This window comes from Streptomyces sp. NPDC088747 (assembly GCF_044751025.1).
In the GTDB taxonomy this organism is placed as follows: Bacteria; Actinomycetota; Actinomycetes; order Streptomycetales; family Streptomycetaceae; genus Streptomyces.
Genome location: NZ_JBIVKZ010000003.1, coordinates 60,614 through 74,763, shown reverse-complemented (window position 1 = coordinate 74,763; position 14,150 = coordinate 60,614). Strand labels below are relative to the sequence as shown.

The window sequence follows — 14,150 nt, the reverse complement described above, 5'->3', positions numbered from 1 at the left end:
TCCAACACGGAACGCCACCGCGTCGCCTGATCCCGTGGGACGGTCCGCGGCTACATCGAAGGATGCAGTGCGGCTTCGTCATCGCCGACGACGATTCGCGCCGCCGCGCACGCGAGCCTTGAGAGGTGACCGAAAGGAGCGAACCGTGATCGTCGCACTGATCATCGCCTGTGAGGTCGGCTTCTGGGTGCTGCTGGCCGCGGGTCTGGCCGTCCGTTACCTGCTGGGGATGCGCCGCACCAGTGTGGTCCTGCTGCTGTGCGAGCCCGTGCTGGAACTCGTGCTGTTCGTCGTGACGGCGATCGATCTCAGGAACGGCGCGGATCCGAGCTGGGAGCACGGGCTCGCCGCGCTCTACATCGGCTTCACCGTCGCCTACGGGCACTACACGATCCGCTGGCTGGACGGCCACGCGGCCCACCGCCTCACGGGCGCCCCGCCGCCGCCGAAGCCGCCCCGCTACGGCATGGCCCGCGCCCGCCACGAGGGCGCCCTCTGGCTCCGTACGGTCCTGATGGCCGCCGTGGCCTGCGCCCTCCTCCAGGCCGCGGTCTGGTACGTCGGCGACGGCGACACCGAGTCCTTGCGGTCCTTCCAGTGGGTGGCCCTGCGGGTGGCGGGAATCCACGGCCTGGTGGCCCTGACCTACACGGTCTGGCCCAAGAAGGACCCGGGCCAACTCAAGGAGGAGACCGGCTCAGCGCTCCCCGCCCGGGACCCAGAGCACGTCCCCGACGTCCTTGTTCGCCGTACGGGCAAGGATGAAGAGCAGGTCCGATAGCCGGTTGAGGTAGGTCGCGGTGAGCGGGTTCATGACCTCGCCGTGCGCCTCCAGGGCCGCCCACGTCGACCGCTCGGCCCGCCGTACGACCGTGCACGCCTGGTGCAGCAGAGCCGCGCCGGGCGTGCCGCCGGGCAGGATGAAGGAGCGGAGCTTCTCCAGCCGTTCGTTGAAGCGGTCGCAGTCCGCCTCCAGCCGGTCGACGTAGAACTGCTCGACCCGCAGCGGCGGGTACGCCGGGTCCTCGGCCACCGGCGTCGACAGGTCGGCGCCCACGTCGAACAGGTCGTTCTGCACCCGGGTGAGCACGGCGACGACCTCCTCGTCGAGTCCGCCGAGCGCGATCGCCGTCCCGAGCACCGCGTTCGCCTCGTTGGCGTCCGCGTACGCGGAGATCCGCAGGTCGGTCTTGGCGACCCGGCTCATGTCGCCGAGAGCGGTGGTGCCCTGGTCGCCGGTCCTGGTGTAGATGCGCGTCAGATTGACCATGGGGCCAGCGTAGTTAGGCCCCGGCCCTCCGGCGGGCACGTGTGCCCACCGTCACGGCGGCGCGGTGCGGACGGGGGCGGCTCACGACGGCGCCGAGCGAGGTCCCGGGGGCACTCAACTGGGGGCCGCGGGAGGCTGGGTGAGCCATCCGGTGTGATGTCCGTCTGTTGAGACGTGACGCGCATTACTAAGCGGACACACGGGCCCTCACGAGCGCTATGGTCCGCCGGAGAGGCCAATTTGAACAGCGTGTTAAGGGGAGTCGGAGTGGCACGGAAGCTCGCCGTCATCGGAGCCGGACTCATGGGGTCCGGCATCGCCCAAGTATCCGCTCAGGCGGGCTGGGACGTCGTCCTGCGCGATGTCACCGACGAGGCGCTGAAGCGTGGCATCGACGGCATCAGGACCTCTTACGACAAGTTCGTGAGCAAGGGCAAGCTGGACGCCGCGGACGCGGACGCCGCGCTCGGGCGCATCACGGCCACCACGGATCTGGACGCCGCCGCCGACGCGGACGTCGTCGTCGAAGCGGTCTTCGAGAAGCTCGAGGTCAAGCACGAGATCTTCCGGACGCTCGACGGCATCGTCCGCGAGGACACCGTGCTCGCCTCCAACACCTCCGCGATCCCCATCACCAAGATCGCGGCGGCCACCGCACATCCGGAGCGGGTCGTCGGCGTGCACTTCTTCTCGCCGGTGCCGATGATGCAGCTCGTCGAGCTGGTCCGCGGCTACAAGACGAGCGACGAAACCCTCGCCACCGCGCGGGAGTTCGCCGAGTCCGTCGGCAAGACCTGCATCGTCGTCAACCGTGACGTCGCCGGCTTCGTGACGACCCGTCTCATCTCGGCGCTGGTCGTCGAGGCGACGAAGCTGTACGAGTCGGGCGTCGCCAGCGCCGAGGACATCGACCTCGCCTGCCGGCTGGGCTTCGGCCACGCCATGGGACCCCTGGCCACCGCCGACCTCACGGGCGTCGACATCCTGCTGCACGCCACCGGCAACATCTACACCGAGACCCAGGACGAGAAGTTCGCGCCGCCCGAGCTGATGCGCCGGATGGTTGACGCCGGTGACATCGGACGCAAGAGCGGGCAGGGCTTCTACAAGCACTGAACCGAGCACCACCCGCCACTGGCGGTCACGGAAACCGCACACGCCTCTGGGGTATCACCCGTTGAGGTGAATTCGGTATCGGTTCGCTCACAAGCAGCAACCACACTGCCCTTCGGGCAGTCAGACGGTGCACAGACAGACGCGGAGCACGAGAAGCACTCTCGGGGAGCGCATATGTACATCAGGGGCGACCACACCGAGCTGGTCGTCGGGGGCCGCCTCGACGTACGCAGCGCGGCGGACGCCCGCACGGTCCTGCACTCGGCCGTCGACGACGGAGCCGGCGACCTGGTGCTCGACCTGTCCGAGCTGGACTCCTGGGACGCCACCGGCCTCGGCGTCATCATGGGAGCCCACCGACGTGCCGGGCGGTGCGGCCGGCGACTTGTGCTGCGTGACGTACCGCCGCAGATGCAACGCCTGCTGGTGGCCACCCGGCTGCACCGGATCCTGGCGATCGAGGGCGGCATCGGCGTGGAGTCACTGCCCCGGGTATGACCGGCACAACGGCGTACGAACGGCATCACGCGCACAATCCTCACGAAGCTGTGACGTCTCGGACCGCGCGGTACCCCGGCTGTTCGTAGATACTGTGCGAAGGTTTAGGGTTCGGCTGCCCGCCGACTGAAACCCTGTAGCGGGCACCGGACCAGAAGCGACAGCGCGGTGTGCAGCAAGGCCGGGAGGGGCCGGGGTGCTGACGCCGGACTCCCGTCCGCCGCGCGACGTCTGGCACGCAGCTCGCCGCGTCGCCGAAACGTCCTGGTGGCCCCACCGCCAGGACACGCCGACGCTTTGCGATCGCACGCACCCGACGCCGCGCGGCCCGCCCCCCGGGCGGACGCCGGGAGTCCGACGACAACACCCGCACACGACGCTTTTGGGGGGCTTGGAACATGGACCCGAACAACCGGGGACCCGAAGAGTACGGCCATGACGACGACGGCCAGGCGCCTCGCTCGCGCCCGCCGCGCGAACCGCTCACGACCGACTTCGGGCAGCACTCACCGACACTCGCGCGCACCGTCCAGCTCGTCTCGGGCGACCTCCTGCTCACGGTCAACCCCGTGGACGGCAGTGAGATAGAGATCTGCCCGCCGGGGGAGCGGCCGCCGCGCCCGGTGAAGCACAGCGCCGCGGAACGCGCCGAACTGAGCCGCGCGACCCAGGCACCCGTCCCGCCCGGCCCCGCCCAGGCCCGACTGCCGCTCCTGGAGCGCCAGGAGGAACGCGAGCGGCTCGTACGCCTCCTCGCGCGCGGCCGCTCGGTCCGGCTCACCGGAGCCCCCGGCTCGGGCCGCACCAGCCTGCTGGACGCCGTCGCGGACGACTGCGCGGACCTCGCCCCCGACGGCGTCGTACGCCTCTCCGGATACCGGCGCACGGCGAGCGACGTGCTGTACGAGCTCTTCGCCGCCGTCTACGACGCTCCCCTGTACCGCCCCGAACGGGACGAACTGCTCCGGCACCTCAACGAGATCGGCGCGGTCGTCGTCCTCGACGACGTGGAGTTCGGCGGCGCCTCGCTCGACGAACTGCTCGACGCCACCCCCGAGTGCGCCTTCGTGATCGCCACGACACCCGAGGTCCCCGCGCCGACCGCCGACTCCCTCCTCGAAGAGGTGTTCCTCAGCGGCCTCGACCGCAGCGGCGGCCTCGAACTCCTTGAGCGGGCCGTCGGACGCGTCCTCACCGAGGAGGAGTCGAACTGGGCGGGCGACCTCTGGTTCGAGTCCGAAGGACTGCCGCTGCGCTTCGTGCAGGCCGGCGCGCTGCTGCGACAGCGCGACCAGCTGAGTGCCGCCGCGGGCGCCGTCGACGAGTTCGGCGTCTTCCAGTCCGTGCCGGCCGACGCTCCCTTCGACGTGCCGTTCGACGCCGCCGACAACCCCGAGATCCCGCTGCCCTCGCTCGCCGAGGGCGCCGCGCCCGCCTCCCTGCTCGCCTCCCGGCTGAGCGAGTCGGCCCGCGCCACCCTGCGGTTCGCGATCGCGCTGGGCGGCGAGGTGCCCCACCAGGCGCATCTGCCCGCGCTCGTGGGCGACACCCACGCGGACGCCGCCCTCGCCGAACTCGCGAGCTGCGCCCTCGTCTCCCCGGTCGGCTCCCGCTACCGGCTCGCCGCCGGTGTGCAGGCCCAGCTGGAGGCCGCCGGATACGCCGACGACGCCGATACACAGGCGCTCGCCGCGGCCCAGCACTACACCTGGTGGGCCGGGCACCCGTCGGTGACCCCGGAGCGGGTCTGCGCCGAGGCCGACGCCCTGCTCGCCGCGCTCGCCGTCCTGGTCCCGCTCGCCACGGCCCCGCGGGACGAGGAGGAGGAGAGCGCCGCCGTACTGCTGGCTCGTACGGCCGCGCCCGCGTTCGCCGGCGGCCTGAACTGGAGCGCCTGGGAGCGCGCGCTGCGGTCCGGCGCCGAGGCCTCGCAGCTCTCCGGCGAGGTGTCCGAACAGGCCTACTTCCACCACGAGTTGGGGATCCTCGCGCTCTGCGGCGGGCAGCTGGACCGGGCCCGCGTCGAGCTGGAGGCCTCCATCGGGCTGCGCGGCGCCCTCGCCGACAAGCGCGGCACGACCGCGGGCCGCCGCGCCCTCACCCTCGTCTCCGACCGCTCCGGAGCCGTCCTGTCCGGCGTCGGCGCGACGGCCGGCGAGGAGGTCTCGGAGTCGCGGTCCGAGGAGTCGGCGTCGCCTCCGGGTGGCGTACCGGCCGCCTTCCTGGCCGAACGGTCCGGCGAGTCCTCGACGTTGGTCACCCACCGCTCCGAGCCCGGTCACGCCGCCAAGCGGGTGGGCGTCGCGAGCCGTCTGGTGAGCGGCACCCGCCGCAACCTGGTGGCCGCGGGCGCGGGCGCGCTGCTCGTCGCCGTGCTCGGCACCGTGGTGACGCTCGGCGCGACCTCGGACCCCAACAACAACACCCCCGCCGAGGAGGTCGGCGTCAACCCGTCGGCCACTCAGGGCGCGGGGGACGACAGCCTGGGCGCGGACAAGGCGAAGAAGGGCGGGGGCGACTCCGCCACGGGCGCGGTGAGTACGCCGACGGATCCGGGGCCCGACGGCACGTACGGGACCTCGGACGATCCGACGCCCACGGAGGTCGGTCGGCCTTCGGCCGATCCGAGCGGGACGAAGGGGTCGAGCGGGCCGTCCACGTCGCCGTCCAAGTCGCCCTCGACTTCGCCGTCGGGGAAGCCGTCTACGAGCCAGCCCCCGAGCAGCGAGCCGCCGACAAGTGAGCCCCCGAGCAGTGAGCCGCCGACAAGTCAGCCGCCGACCTCGGCTTCGCCGAGCACGGAGCCGAGCACCCCTGACTCCGCCGGCGGCCCCATCTCCAGCGCCCCGGAGACGGTCATCTCCAGCGCCCCCGCGAGCAGCGCCGAGGCCGGTTCGCCCAGCGGCCCGGTGATCTGAGGCACCGTACGAAACGATGAGGGCCGGGTCCGTTGTCGGACCCGGCCCTTTTCCGTCTGTCGCGCGGCGGAACGGCCGCGGCGCGCCTCCCGCGGTCAGAACAGCCGCAGCTTGTCGTCCTCGATCCCGCGCAGCGCGTTGTAGTCCAGGACGGTGCAGCCGATGCCGCGGTCGGTGGCGAGGACGCGGGCCTGCGGCTTGATCTCCTGGGCGGCGAAGACACCGCGGACCGGCGCGAGGTGCGGGTCGCGGTTCAACAGCTCCAGATAGCGGGTGAGTTGCTCCACGCCGTCGATCTCGCCGCGCCGCTTGATCTCGATGGCGACGGTCTGGCCCTCGGCGTCCCGGCAGAGGATGTCGACGGGGCCGATGGCCGTCATGTACTCGCGGCGGATGAGGGAGTAGCCCTCGCCGAGAGTCTCGATGCGGTCCGCGAGGAGTTCCTGAAGGTGTGCTTCCACGCCGTCCTTGATCAGGCCGGGGTCCACGCCGAGTTCGTGCGAGGAGTCGTGGAGGATCTCCTCCATCGTGATGATGAGCTTCTCTCCCGCCTTGTTGATGACGGTCCAGACGCCCTCCTCGTCCCCCGCGCCCTCCCTCAGGGTGCAGGGCGGCGACATCCAGTTGAGGGGCTTGTAGGCCCGGTCGTCCGCGTGGATCGAGACGCTGCCGTCCGCCTTCACGAGGATGAGGCGAGGGGCTGACGGGAGATGGGCGGTGAGCCGGCCCGCGTAGTCGACGGAGCAGCGGGCAATGACGAGACGCATGGTGGGCAACGCTACTCGACGGGCAGTGGTACACGCGATTCGCCCTGGAAGACGACTGTTCGGTCGTGGCTGATTGTGGGCCTAGTGAGAGTTCGCTATGTGCCCATTCTCCTGGTGCCGTCACCGCCCGTTGCTTACCGTATAAACAGGAGGTCGCGGTGCGTGTACCCAGCGTGCTCGATTTCGCGAACTCCCTTCCCTGTCCGGCAACCCCCGAGATCTGGGGGTGCGAGAGGAGAACCCATGTCGCTCGACGTCTCACCGGCCCTACTCGAAAAGGCCGAGCGAGGCGAGGTCGACGAAGCTGAATTCGTCGACTGCGTCCGGACCTCCCTGCCCTACGCATGGGAGATGATCAGCTCTTTGGTGGCCCAGCTGAAGGTGGACGGCGGCAACTTCGCCGACAACCAGACGCCCCCGCCGGACGAGCAGGCGCGTGGCCAGCTGCTGCGCGCGCTCGCGAGTGACGCGATACGCGGCGCGTTGCAGCGGCACTTCGGAGTGCGGCTCGCCTTCCAGAACTGCCACCGGGTGGCGGTGTTCCCGCTGGACACCTCAGTGGACGACACGCTGGTGCGTTTCACCTCGGTTCGCAGTCAACTGCTGAACCAGTCCCCCGAGTTCAGGGACTGCTGACGCGGTAACGCCGCACTGCTTGCCGCTCCGTACGCGGGAGGTGCATCTGTACGGGGCGGCAAGCTCCCCGCGAATCCGGGCCGTCGAACGGCACGCGGGCGGGCCCTCGACGGGCTGCGCCGGGCGCTCGTCGGCATCCGGGTCCGGGGCGGTCACCGGAGCTGGGGGAGTACCTCGGAGCCGAGCCTGCGGACGTTCTCCTCGGTGGCCGCCAGATCGCCCGACCCCTCCACGAGCAGGGCGAAGCGGGAGATGCCGGTGCGTTCCGAGGTCGCGGCCAGCCGGTCCGCGCACAACTGGGGAGTGCCCACCGGGTGCAGCCCGCAGAGGAGTTCGGTGTACGCCAGCGGGTCGCGCATCGCACGGGCACGGCCGTCGACCGTCACATGGGCCTCGAGCCCCTGCTTGAGCCAGCCGGGCATCGACTTGAGGAGCGTCTCGACGGCGTCGGTGCGACGGTCCGCGACCTGGCAGACGCCGGCCGACACGTGCGCCGCCGCGAGGATCTCGTCGCCCGGCCGCCCGGCCACACGCGCGTACTGCCGCCACAGGGACACCATTTCGGCCTTCTCCTCGTCCCCGACATGCATCCCGAGGAGCATCGGCAGCCCGCGCTCCGCCGCGAGCCGCACGCTCGCCGGTGAGGTGCAGGCGACCACCACCTCGGGGCCCGGCGCACTGCTCAGCGACTCCGACGGCCGTGGTACGACGGCGACTTCGCGGAAACCGAACCGCTCTCCGGTGCCCGCCACGGACGGTTCGCGCAGCCAGCGCATCAACAGGTCGAGCGATTCCGGGAACCCCTCCTCGTAGGCCGCGAGACCCGAACCGAAGACCTCCAGGTCGACCCAGGGGCCGCCGCGCCCCACACCCAGGGAGAACCGCCCGCCGGACGCCACATGCAGCAGCGCCGCCTGTTCGCCGAGGGCCACCGGGTGCACGGTGGGCAGGACGCTCACCGCGGTGCCGACGCGGATCCGCCGGGTACGGCCGAGCAGCAGGGCCGCGAGAGTGATCGCCGACGGGCAGGTGCCGTACGGGACGAAGTGGTGCTCGGCCAGCCAGACCGAGTCGAGACCGGCCTCCTCGGCGACCTCGGCCGACCGCACCGCGCGGTGCAGGGCCTCCCCCTGGCCCTGACCCGGGAACTGGGCGGCCAGTACAAAACTTCCAACGTGCATCGTGCTTTCCTGCTTCCTTGGCTCCGACGCGGAGCTCCCCCACCGGCATAACCACCCGACACGTGCCGAGGACACGGCCTCACGGAGAGATTTGCGGATTGTCTGCAAAACCGGCCGGCGGAAGGGCGATCTGGTGGATTTGGCGGGGTACGCGTACCCCTGTGTGTGCCGCGTAGGCTGGACTTGGCCCCTGCTCCCTGTATAGCTCCGTGAGGTGTCCTGTGTCCCCGCGTCGCAACCGTCCGAAGGGCGCCGGCACGTCCGGCCCGAGCCCCGCCCCGGACGACGGCGGCCGCTACGGCGGCTTTCAGTCCACGGAGAGCTGGCAGGGCGAGCAGTGGAGCGTGCGCCATGTCGCGGGCGCGAGCGCCGAGGGCAAGACCTATCGCTGCCCGGGCTGCGACCAGATGATCCCCTCCGGCGTCCCGCACGTGGTCGCCTGGCCCGAGCACTCGGGCGTCGACGACCGCCGCCACTGGCACAAGGCCTGCTGGAACGCGAAGGACCGCCGCACCTCGCGGGTGCAGCGGTCCCGTAACGCGCCCAGGTTCTAGGCGACTTCACCGGCCCGGCGCCGTCAGACGTCCCGGCGCTCCAGCAGGACGAAGGCTCCGGCGATCGCCGCCGCCGTCAGCACGGCGAGCAGACCGAGCTGCGAGCCGCCCGTGCCGTTCTCGTCGTCCAGGTGGAAGATCTTGGCGAGGGCGTTGGGGGCGTTGTACTCCAGCATCTTGTCGCCGATCGAGCGCAGGCTCTCGGACATCAGCAGGAACGCGGGCATGATCGCGGGCACCAGCACCAGGCCGAGCATCGCGGTGATCGCGCCCGCCGAGTGACGCAGCATCGAACCCACCGCGAGGGCGAGCGCGCCGAGCAGCGACACGTACAGCGCGCCCATCACCACCGTGCCGCCCCAGGAGACCTCCGAGGCGCCGTCGTGAACCCCCGAGGTGAACAGGCCGACGATGCCGATCGCGAAGGCCGACACGACGAAGGCCACCGCGAAGAAGATGATCAGCTTCGCGGCGAGCACCCGGTGGCGCTGCGGCGAGGCCGTGAACGTCGTACGGATCATGCCCGTGCCGTACTCGGACGAGACCACCAGGACGCCCAGGGTGATCAGGCAGATCTGCCCGAGGATCAGCCCGAAGAACGCCGGGATCGTGTACGGGACGTCGCCGAAGTCCTCGTCGGTGGTCTGGACGGCGACCAGGAAGCCGATGCCGACGACCAGGACCAGGAAGACCCCGAGCGTCCACATCGTGGAGCGAACCGACTTGATCTTCGTCCACTCGGAGGCGAGCGCGTGGCCCAGGTGGGTGCGCACGACCGGGATCGGCGAGGTGTACGAAGTTCCGGGCGCCGCCTGCCAGTCGGGTGCGGCCTGCTGCTGCATCGGGGGCTGGGGCGTACTCATCGGGCGTCCTCGGGCTTGGTCAGGTCGGGGGCGGCCGGCGCGGGGGCCGGGGGTGCGGACTGGGCGTACGGGTTGGCTGCCGGGGCCTGCGGCGCCCCGCCGGGCGGCGCGCTGTACGGGCCCGGCTGAGCCGCGCCGGGAGCACCCGGCGCGCCGTAGGGACCCGGCGGCGGCCCGCCCTGCGGCATCGCGAACGCCTGCCCGCCCTGCTGGGGCGGCGGCGGCGCGTACCAGCCCGGCTGGCCCTGCCCAGGCACCGGCATCTGCGGCGGCGGCATCACGCCCGGCGGCAACTGCTGCTGGAGCCCGGCCTTCTGGTCGGTGGTCGAGCGGTAGTCGACGGCGCCCTGCGTCATCCGCATGTACGCCTCCTCCAACGAGGCCTGGTGCGGCGACAGCTCCCACAGCCGTACGTCGGCGGAGTGCGCGAGGTCGCTGATCTGCGGCAGCCGCAGCCCCATGACGCGCAGCGCGCCGTCCTGCTCGGGCAGCACCTGACCGCCGGCCTCGGTCAGCGCGGACGTCAGCTTCTCGCGCTGCTGCGGCTCGGTGTCCGGGGTGCGGACCCGGGCGAAGTCGGCCGAGTTGTGCGAGATGAAGTCCTTGATGTTGCTGTCCGCGAGCAGCTGGCCGCGGCCGATCACGATCAGGTGGTCGGCGGTCACCGCCATCTCGCTCATCAGGTGCGAGGAGACGAAGACCGTACGGCCCTCCGCCGCGAGGGACTTCATCAGGTTGCGGACCCAGAGGATGCCCTCGGGGTCGAGGCCGTTGACCGGTTCGTCGAAGAGCAGCACCTGCGGGTCGCCGAGCAGCGCGGCGGCGATGCCGAGCCGCTGGCCCATGCCGAGCGAGAAGCCCTTGGAGCGCTTTCTGGCCACGTCCTGGAGGCCGACCACGCCGAGCACCTCGTCCACGCGGCGGGCCGGGATGCCGGACAGCTGGGCGAGGCAGAGGAGGTGGTTGCGGGCGTGCCGGCCGCCGTGCACGGCCTTGGCGTCGAGGAGCGCGCCGACCTGACGGGGCGCGTTCGGCAGCTTGCGGTAGGGGAAGCCGCCGATCGTCACCTGCCCGGAGCTGGGGTTGTCGAGGCCGAGGATCATCCGCATCGTCGTCGACTTGCCCGAGCCGTTGGGCCCGAGGAAGCCGGTGACGGCACCCGGCCTCACCTGGAAGGAAAGGTTGTACACGGCTGTCTTGGCGCCATAGCGCTTCGTCAGGCCGACTGCCTCGATCATGCTCCGCACCCATCGAAAGGTTCTGGACGTCTCGGACGTCGGGGCACGCGCCCCCGTAAGGGTTAGGAGGATATCGGTGCGCTGACGGTTCCACTCAAAAGAAAGTAAAACAGCGCAGGTCAAGCGGCTGGCTTGGCAGGTACGCGTCTGGCCTGGTCAGAGGTGGAAGCGGAGGCGGGAACCCCTCAGAACCGGGTCGGGAGCGAGTCGTCCAACGGCGGCAGGTCGTCGTACAGCCGGAGCTCGGCCGCCTCGTCGACGTACGGCAGGAAGTCGGTCTGCGGCAGCACCCAGCCCTCCTCGCCGAAGATCAGCGTGCCCCGCTCGCGCAGCGAGGAGTCGCCCCCCGCGCGGCGCACCCAGGTCGCCGGGTCGGGGCCGAGCAGATCGCGCAGCCGGGCGGAGCCCGCCAGCAGCGCGGCGAGCAGCGCGGACTGGTCGCCGCCGCCGGGGCGCGGCTGCCCGGTCGCCGGGTCGGCGAGTACGCCGTGCGCGCTGAAGTAGATGTACGCGGCGCCGAGCCGCTCACCCGACGGCATGGTCATCTCGAACGCGTCGCCGGGGAGTATCGCCCGCCGGTAGTCGGGGAACTCGGTGTCGTCGACCGCCTTGAGCTGCGTCGAGTCCAGCCAGGTGACGACGAGCGTGGTCCGCGCGTCCCGGTCGACGTACGGCGTCCCCGCCACGTACCCGGCGGGGCTGATGTGCCCCGAGCAGCCGACGCCGATGCCGCGCACCCGCACCGGCACCATCGGCACGGTCGCCGGGATGCCGAGCCGGGTGAGCTTGTGGGCGACCTGGCCGGGGGAGGCGTTCGAGCCGACGGCGATCACCGGGTGGCGGCGCCCGGCGGTGACCTGGCCGAGGCCCGCGAGGGTCTCGTCGAGGCGCTGTGACTCCTCCCGCTCCTCCACGAACCACTCGCCGAGCCGCAGCGGCCGGACACCGAGGTGCAGCAGCTCGCCCCCGGTCAGCAGGGACGGCTCGGTGGTGGGGCGGCCCGGATACGTGAGCGGCTGCTTGGCCGGCACGTCGTCCAGGCCAAGCGCTTGGAGGCTTCGGTCCTTCGTCGTCACGGTGACGCCCTTCGGGGGTGGTCGCGCGATACGGGCACAGCGTTCCACGCGATGTCTACCCGGGACGGGCCCCGATCTCCCCGCCGAAGCGGGGTTGGCCGGAACGAACACCGGGAATCATGCCGTGCCATTGTACGAGTGGTGGCGAAATCGGTTACGGGAGTTGTGAGTTGAGCTTACTGAGAAGTGGACCCGGCCGCTGGCGGCAGCGCGCGGGGCGTCGGCCGCATCCACGCTTTCGTACCTCCGTTCGCTGGTGGATCGCCGGTCGCAGCGTCCACGCCCTGATGCTGATGACCCTCGGCGCGCTGGCCGGGCTCTCCGTCGTCGTCGCGGTGCTGTGGACGCTGACGGAACACTCGCCGCGCTCGGTCGAACAGCGTTTCTCCAGCGTGGAGAGGCTCTTCGACCTCAGTCTCACGGTGCTGCGCGCCTGCGTCGGGACCGACAACCTGGAACCGGAGCCGGACAGCACGGCGCACCAGCTGCTTGCCACCTTCGCCTCGGTCACCGGCGCGCTGGCGCCCGCGGTGCTGCTGGGAATCGTGCTGATCAAGCTGTTCGCGCTGCGGCCGTTCGTCTGGCGGAAGCGGGCCAGTGTCTCGCACGCCTGGACCGCGGACTTCCCCGGCTATTCGCGGGACCACGCGGACAGCGAGGACGCGATCATCGCCGTCCGCTTCTACAACCGCTTCGACAACCTCTCGGTCGTCGACCTGCGGGCCCGCGCCCATCTGCGCTATCTGGAGCACTCGCCGCACGACGGCAGCATGGTGATCTACAAGCAGTGGCTGAGGGTGCTGGACGCCAAGGGGGAGCCCGCGGAGGAGCGGTCCTGGCTCGCGGTCGAGCGCGGGGCGCCCTTCACCGTGTGGATACCGGTGGAAGCGCCGGTGACCGAGCTGCCCTTCCGGCACATCCAGGGCAAGGACCTGGCCGGGTCGCACGGCGTGAAGCTGCTCGTGCGGCTCACGGCGCGAACTGTGGGCCTGGGCACCGAGGTCGCCGACGAGCGCTGGTTCGACCTGGAGGCCGGTGACTTCGAACTCGGCCGCTTCGTACCGCTCCAGCCGGACCTGGACAGGGACGTGTGGCACTGGGAGGGCTGGTCGCACTTCGACGGAGTGCTGGAGTCCCTGCCGGACGGCGACGATCCCGCGCCCGCTCCATCCCCGGGCCCGGACGGCGAGGATCCCGCGCCCGCACCGGGGCCGAACGGCGACGACCCGACGGCCCCGGCCCGCCCCGGCGGTGGCGCTCCTACGCGTCCCGCCTCTTGAGCAGGGCGTAACCGCCGAGGACGGCCAGCGCCACCCACGCCACCATGATCGCGAGGCCGCCCCAGGGCCCGTACGGAGTGTCGTCGTCGATGGGGGTGACGACCTGCATGATCCTGCTGCCGGCCTGGTCGGGGAGGTACTGGCCGATCTTCTTGGTGGCGGAGACGTTGCCCAGGATGTTGGAGATCAGGAAGAAGAACGGCATCAGGATGCCGAGGGAGAGCATCGGGCTGCGCAGCATCGTCGCGACGCCCATCGAGAAGACGGCGATGAGCGTCATGTAGAGGCCGCCGCCGATCACCGCGCGCAGCACTCCGGGGTCGCCGATCGACGCCTTGTGCGAGCCGAGCATCGCCTGCCCCAGGAAGAAGGCGACGAAGCTGGTGATGATGCCGACGACGAAGGCGAGGACCGTCGCCACCGCGATCTTGCTGAAGAGGAACGTGCCGCGCTGCGGGACGGCCGCGAGCGAGGTGCGGATCATGCCGGTGCTGTACTCGTTCGAGACGACGAGCACCCCGAACACGATCATCGCGAGCTGACCGAGGCTCATGCCCGCGAAGCTGATGAACGTCGGGTCGAAGGACAGCTTGTCGTTCTCGCTCAGGTTGTCGAAGTCGTTCTTGGACAGGAGCGAGATCAGGATGCCGAGCGCGATCGTGACGACCGCGGCGAGACCGAGCGTCCAGATAGTGGACGCTACGGAGCGGATCTTGGTCCACTCGGACTGGAGGACCTGTGTCGCCGCCATGG

The 14,150-nt window shown here is 71.0% G+C and carries 14 protein-coding genes; 7 read left to right on the top strand and 7 right to left on the bottom strand.

What is annotated here, in order from left to right:
• Nucleotides 1-145 precede the first annotated feature (145 nt).
• A complete protein-coding gene (locus tag ACIP79_RS08680; RefSeq protein WP_401221133.1) occupies nt 146-781 on the top strand; it encodes a hypothetical protein in 636 nt (211 codons plus the stop codon).
• Here the strand turns inward: ACIP79_RS08680 and ACIP79_RS08675 are convergent.
• Nucleotides 698-1,270: a cob(I)yrinic acid a,c-diamide adenosyltransferase gene (locus ACIP79_RS08675; protein WP_383681150.1), complete on the bottom strand. Its 573-nt coding sequence runs from the start codon at nt 1,268-1,270 to the stop codon at nt 698-700. The genes ACIP79_RS08680 and ACIP79_RS08675 overlap by 84 nt on opposite strands.
• Nucleotides 1,271-1,537: 267 nt before the next feature.
• Between ACIP79_RS08675 and ACIP79_RS08670 the strand changes: the two genes are divergently transcribed.
• The 3 genes from ACIP79_RS08670 (at nt 1,538) to ACIP79_RS08660 (ending at nt 5,802) form a co-directional block, all read left to right on the top strand.
• Nucleotides 1,538-2,386, top strand: a complete 849-nt coding sequence (locus ACIP79_RS08670; RefSeq protein ID WP_387183901.1) for a 3-hydroxyacyl-CoA dehydrogenase family protein — start codon at nt 1,538-1,540, stop codon at nt 2,384-2,386.
• A gap of 174 nt (nt 2,387-2,560) precedes the next feature.
• Nucleotides 2,561-2,884 carry an STAS domain-containing protein gene (locus tag ACIP79_RS08665; protein WP_383681153.1) on the top strand — a complete coding sequence of 108 codons (324 nt, stop codon included), beginning with the start codon at nt 2,561-2,563 and terminating at the stop codon, nt 2,882-2,884.
• 398 nt (nt 2,885-3,282) lie between these two features.
• A complete protein-coding gene (locus tag ACIP79_RS08660) occupies nt 3,283-5,802 on the top strand; it encodes an ATP-binding protein (protein WP_401221129.1) in 2,520 nt (839 codons plus the stop codon).
• A 95-nt stretch (nt 5,803-5,897) separates the two neighbouring features.
• Here the strand turns inward: ACIP79_RS08660 and nucS are convergent, their stop codons facing one another.
• Nucleotides 5,898-6,569, bottom strand: coding sequence for an endonuclease NucS (gene nucS / locus ACIP79_RS08655; RefSeq protein WP_401221126.1), 672 nt, complete (start codon nt 6,567-6,569; stop codon nt 5,898-5,900).
• A 243-nt stretch (nt 6,570-6,812) separates the two neighbouring features.
• Between nucS and ACIP79_RS08650 the strand changes: the two genes are divergently transcribed.
• On the top strand, nt 6,813-7,205 hold the full coding sequence (locus ACIP79_RS08650; protein ID WP_383681158.1) for an SCO5389 family protein: 393 nt from the start codon (nt 6,813-6,815) through the stop codon (nt 7,203-7,205).
• Nucleotides 7,206-7,357: 152 nt separating this feature from the next.
• Here the strand turns inward: ACIP79_RS08650 and ACIP79_RS08645 are convergent, their stop codons facing one another.
• On the bottom strand, nt 7,358-8,386 hold the full coding sequence (locus tag ACIP79_RS08645) for an LLM class flavin-dependent oxidoreductase (RefSeq protein WP_401221122.1): 1,029 nt from the start codon (nt 8,384-8,386) through the stop codon (nt 7,358-7,360).
• A gap of 221 nt (nt 8,387-8,607) precedes the next feature.
• Here ACIP79_RS08645 and ACIP79_RS08640 point away from each other — a divergent pair, with 221 nt between their 5' ends.
• Complete coding sequence (locus ACIP79_RS08640; protein WP_383681162.1) at nt 8,608-8,940, top strand: ATP/GTP-binding protein; 333 nt, start codon at nt 8,608-8,610, stop codon at nt 8,938-8,940.
• Nucleotides 8,941-8,963: 23 nt separating this feature from the next.
• Here ACIP79_RS08640 and ACIP79_RS08635 read toward each other — a convergent pair whose 3' ends face one another.
• The 3 genes from ACIP79_RS08635 to ACIP79_RS08625 all read right to left on the bottom strand — a co-directional run bounded on the left by ACIP79_RS08635 (nt 8,964) and on the right by ACIP79_RS08625 (nt 12,117).
• Nucleotides 8,964-9,803 carry an ABC transporter permease gene (locus tag ACIP79_RS08635; protein WP_401221119.1) on the bottom strand — a complete coding sequence of 280 codons (840 nt, stop codon included), beginning with the start codon at nt 9,801-9,803 and terminating at the stop codon, nt 8,964-8,966.
• Complete coding sequence (locus ACIP79_RS08630; RefSeq protein WP_401221116.1) at nt 9,800-11,041, bottom strand: ABC transporter ATP-binding protein; 1,242 nt, start codon at nt 11,039-11,041, stop codon at nt 9,800-9,802. The genes ACIP79_RS08635 and ACIP79_RS08630 overlap by 4 nt, the downstream gene beginning before the upstream one ends.
• Before the next feature lie 185 nt (nt 11,042-11,226).
• Nucleotides 11,227-12,117 (bottom strand): hypothetical protein, encoded by an 891-nt coding sequence (locus ACIP79_RS08625; protein ID WP_401221113.1) that lies wholly within the window; start codon nt 12,115-12,117, stop codon nt 11,227-11,229.
• 287 nt (nt 12,118-12,404) lie between these two features.
• Here ACIP79_RS08625 and ACIP79_RS08620 point away from each other — a divergent pair, with 287 nt between their 5' ends.
• On the top strand, nt 12,405-13,397 hold the full coding sequence (locus ACIP79_RS08620) for a hypothetical protein (protein WP_401221111.1): 993 nt from the start codon (nt 12,405-12,407) through the stop codon (nt 13,395-13,397).
• Here the strand turns inward: ACIP79_RS08620 and ACIP79_RS08615 are convergent.
• Entirely contained in the window at nt 13,378-14,148 is a 771-nt protein-coding gene (locus ACIP79_RS08615; protein WP_387183921.1) for an ABC transporter permease, read from the bottom strand. The genes ACIP79_RS08620 and ACIP79_RS08615 overlap by 20 nt on opposite strands.
• Between the last annotated feature and the right edge of the window lie 2 nt (nt 14,149-14,150).

Bases quoted from the DNA above. Each gene is read 5' to 3' on its own strand.
- ACIP79_RS08675 (WP_383681150.1), bottom strand. From the start codon at position 1,270: ATGGTCAATCTGACGCGCATCTACACCAGGACCGGCGACCAGGGCACC.
- ACIP79_RS08665 (WP_383681153.1), top strand. From the start codon at position 2,561: ATGTACATCAGGGGCGACCACACCGAGCTGGTCGTCGGGGGCCGCCTC.
- ACIP79_RS08660 (WP_401221129.1), top strand. From the start codon at position 3,283: ATGGACCCGAACAACCGGGGACCCGAAGAGTACGGCCATGACGACGAC.
- nucS (WP_401221126.1), bottom strand. From the start codon at position 6,569: ATGCGTCTCGTCATTGCCCGCTGCTCCGTCGACTACGCGGGCCGGCTC.
- ACIP79_RS08650 (WP_383681158.1), top strand. From the start codon at position 6,813: ATGTCGCTCGACGTCTCACCGGCCCTACTCGAAAAGGCCGAGCGAGGC.
- ACIP79_RS08645 (WP_401221122.1), bottom strand. From the start codon at position 8,386: ATGCACGTTGGAAGTTTTGTACTGGCCGCCCAGTTCCCGGGTCAGGGC.
- ACIP79_RS08635 (WP_401221119.1), bottom strand. From the start codon at position 9,803: ATGAGTACGCCCCAGCCCCCGATGCAGCAGCAGGCCGCACCCGACTGG.
- ACIP79_RS08630 (WP_401221116.1), bottom strand. From the start codon at position 11,041: ATGATCGAGGCAGTCGGCCTGACGAAGCGCTATGGCGCCAAGACAGCC.
- ACIP79_RS08620 (WP_401221111.1), top strand. From the start codon at position 12,405: ATGCTGATGACCCTCGGCGCGCTGGCCGGGCTCTCCGTCGTCGTCGCG.
- ACIP79_RS08615 (WP_387183921.1), bottom strand. From the start codon at position 14,148: ATGGCGGCGACACAGGTCCTCCAGTCCGAGTGGACCAAGATCCGCTCC.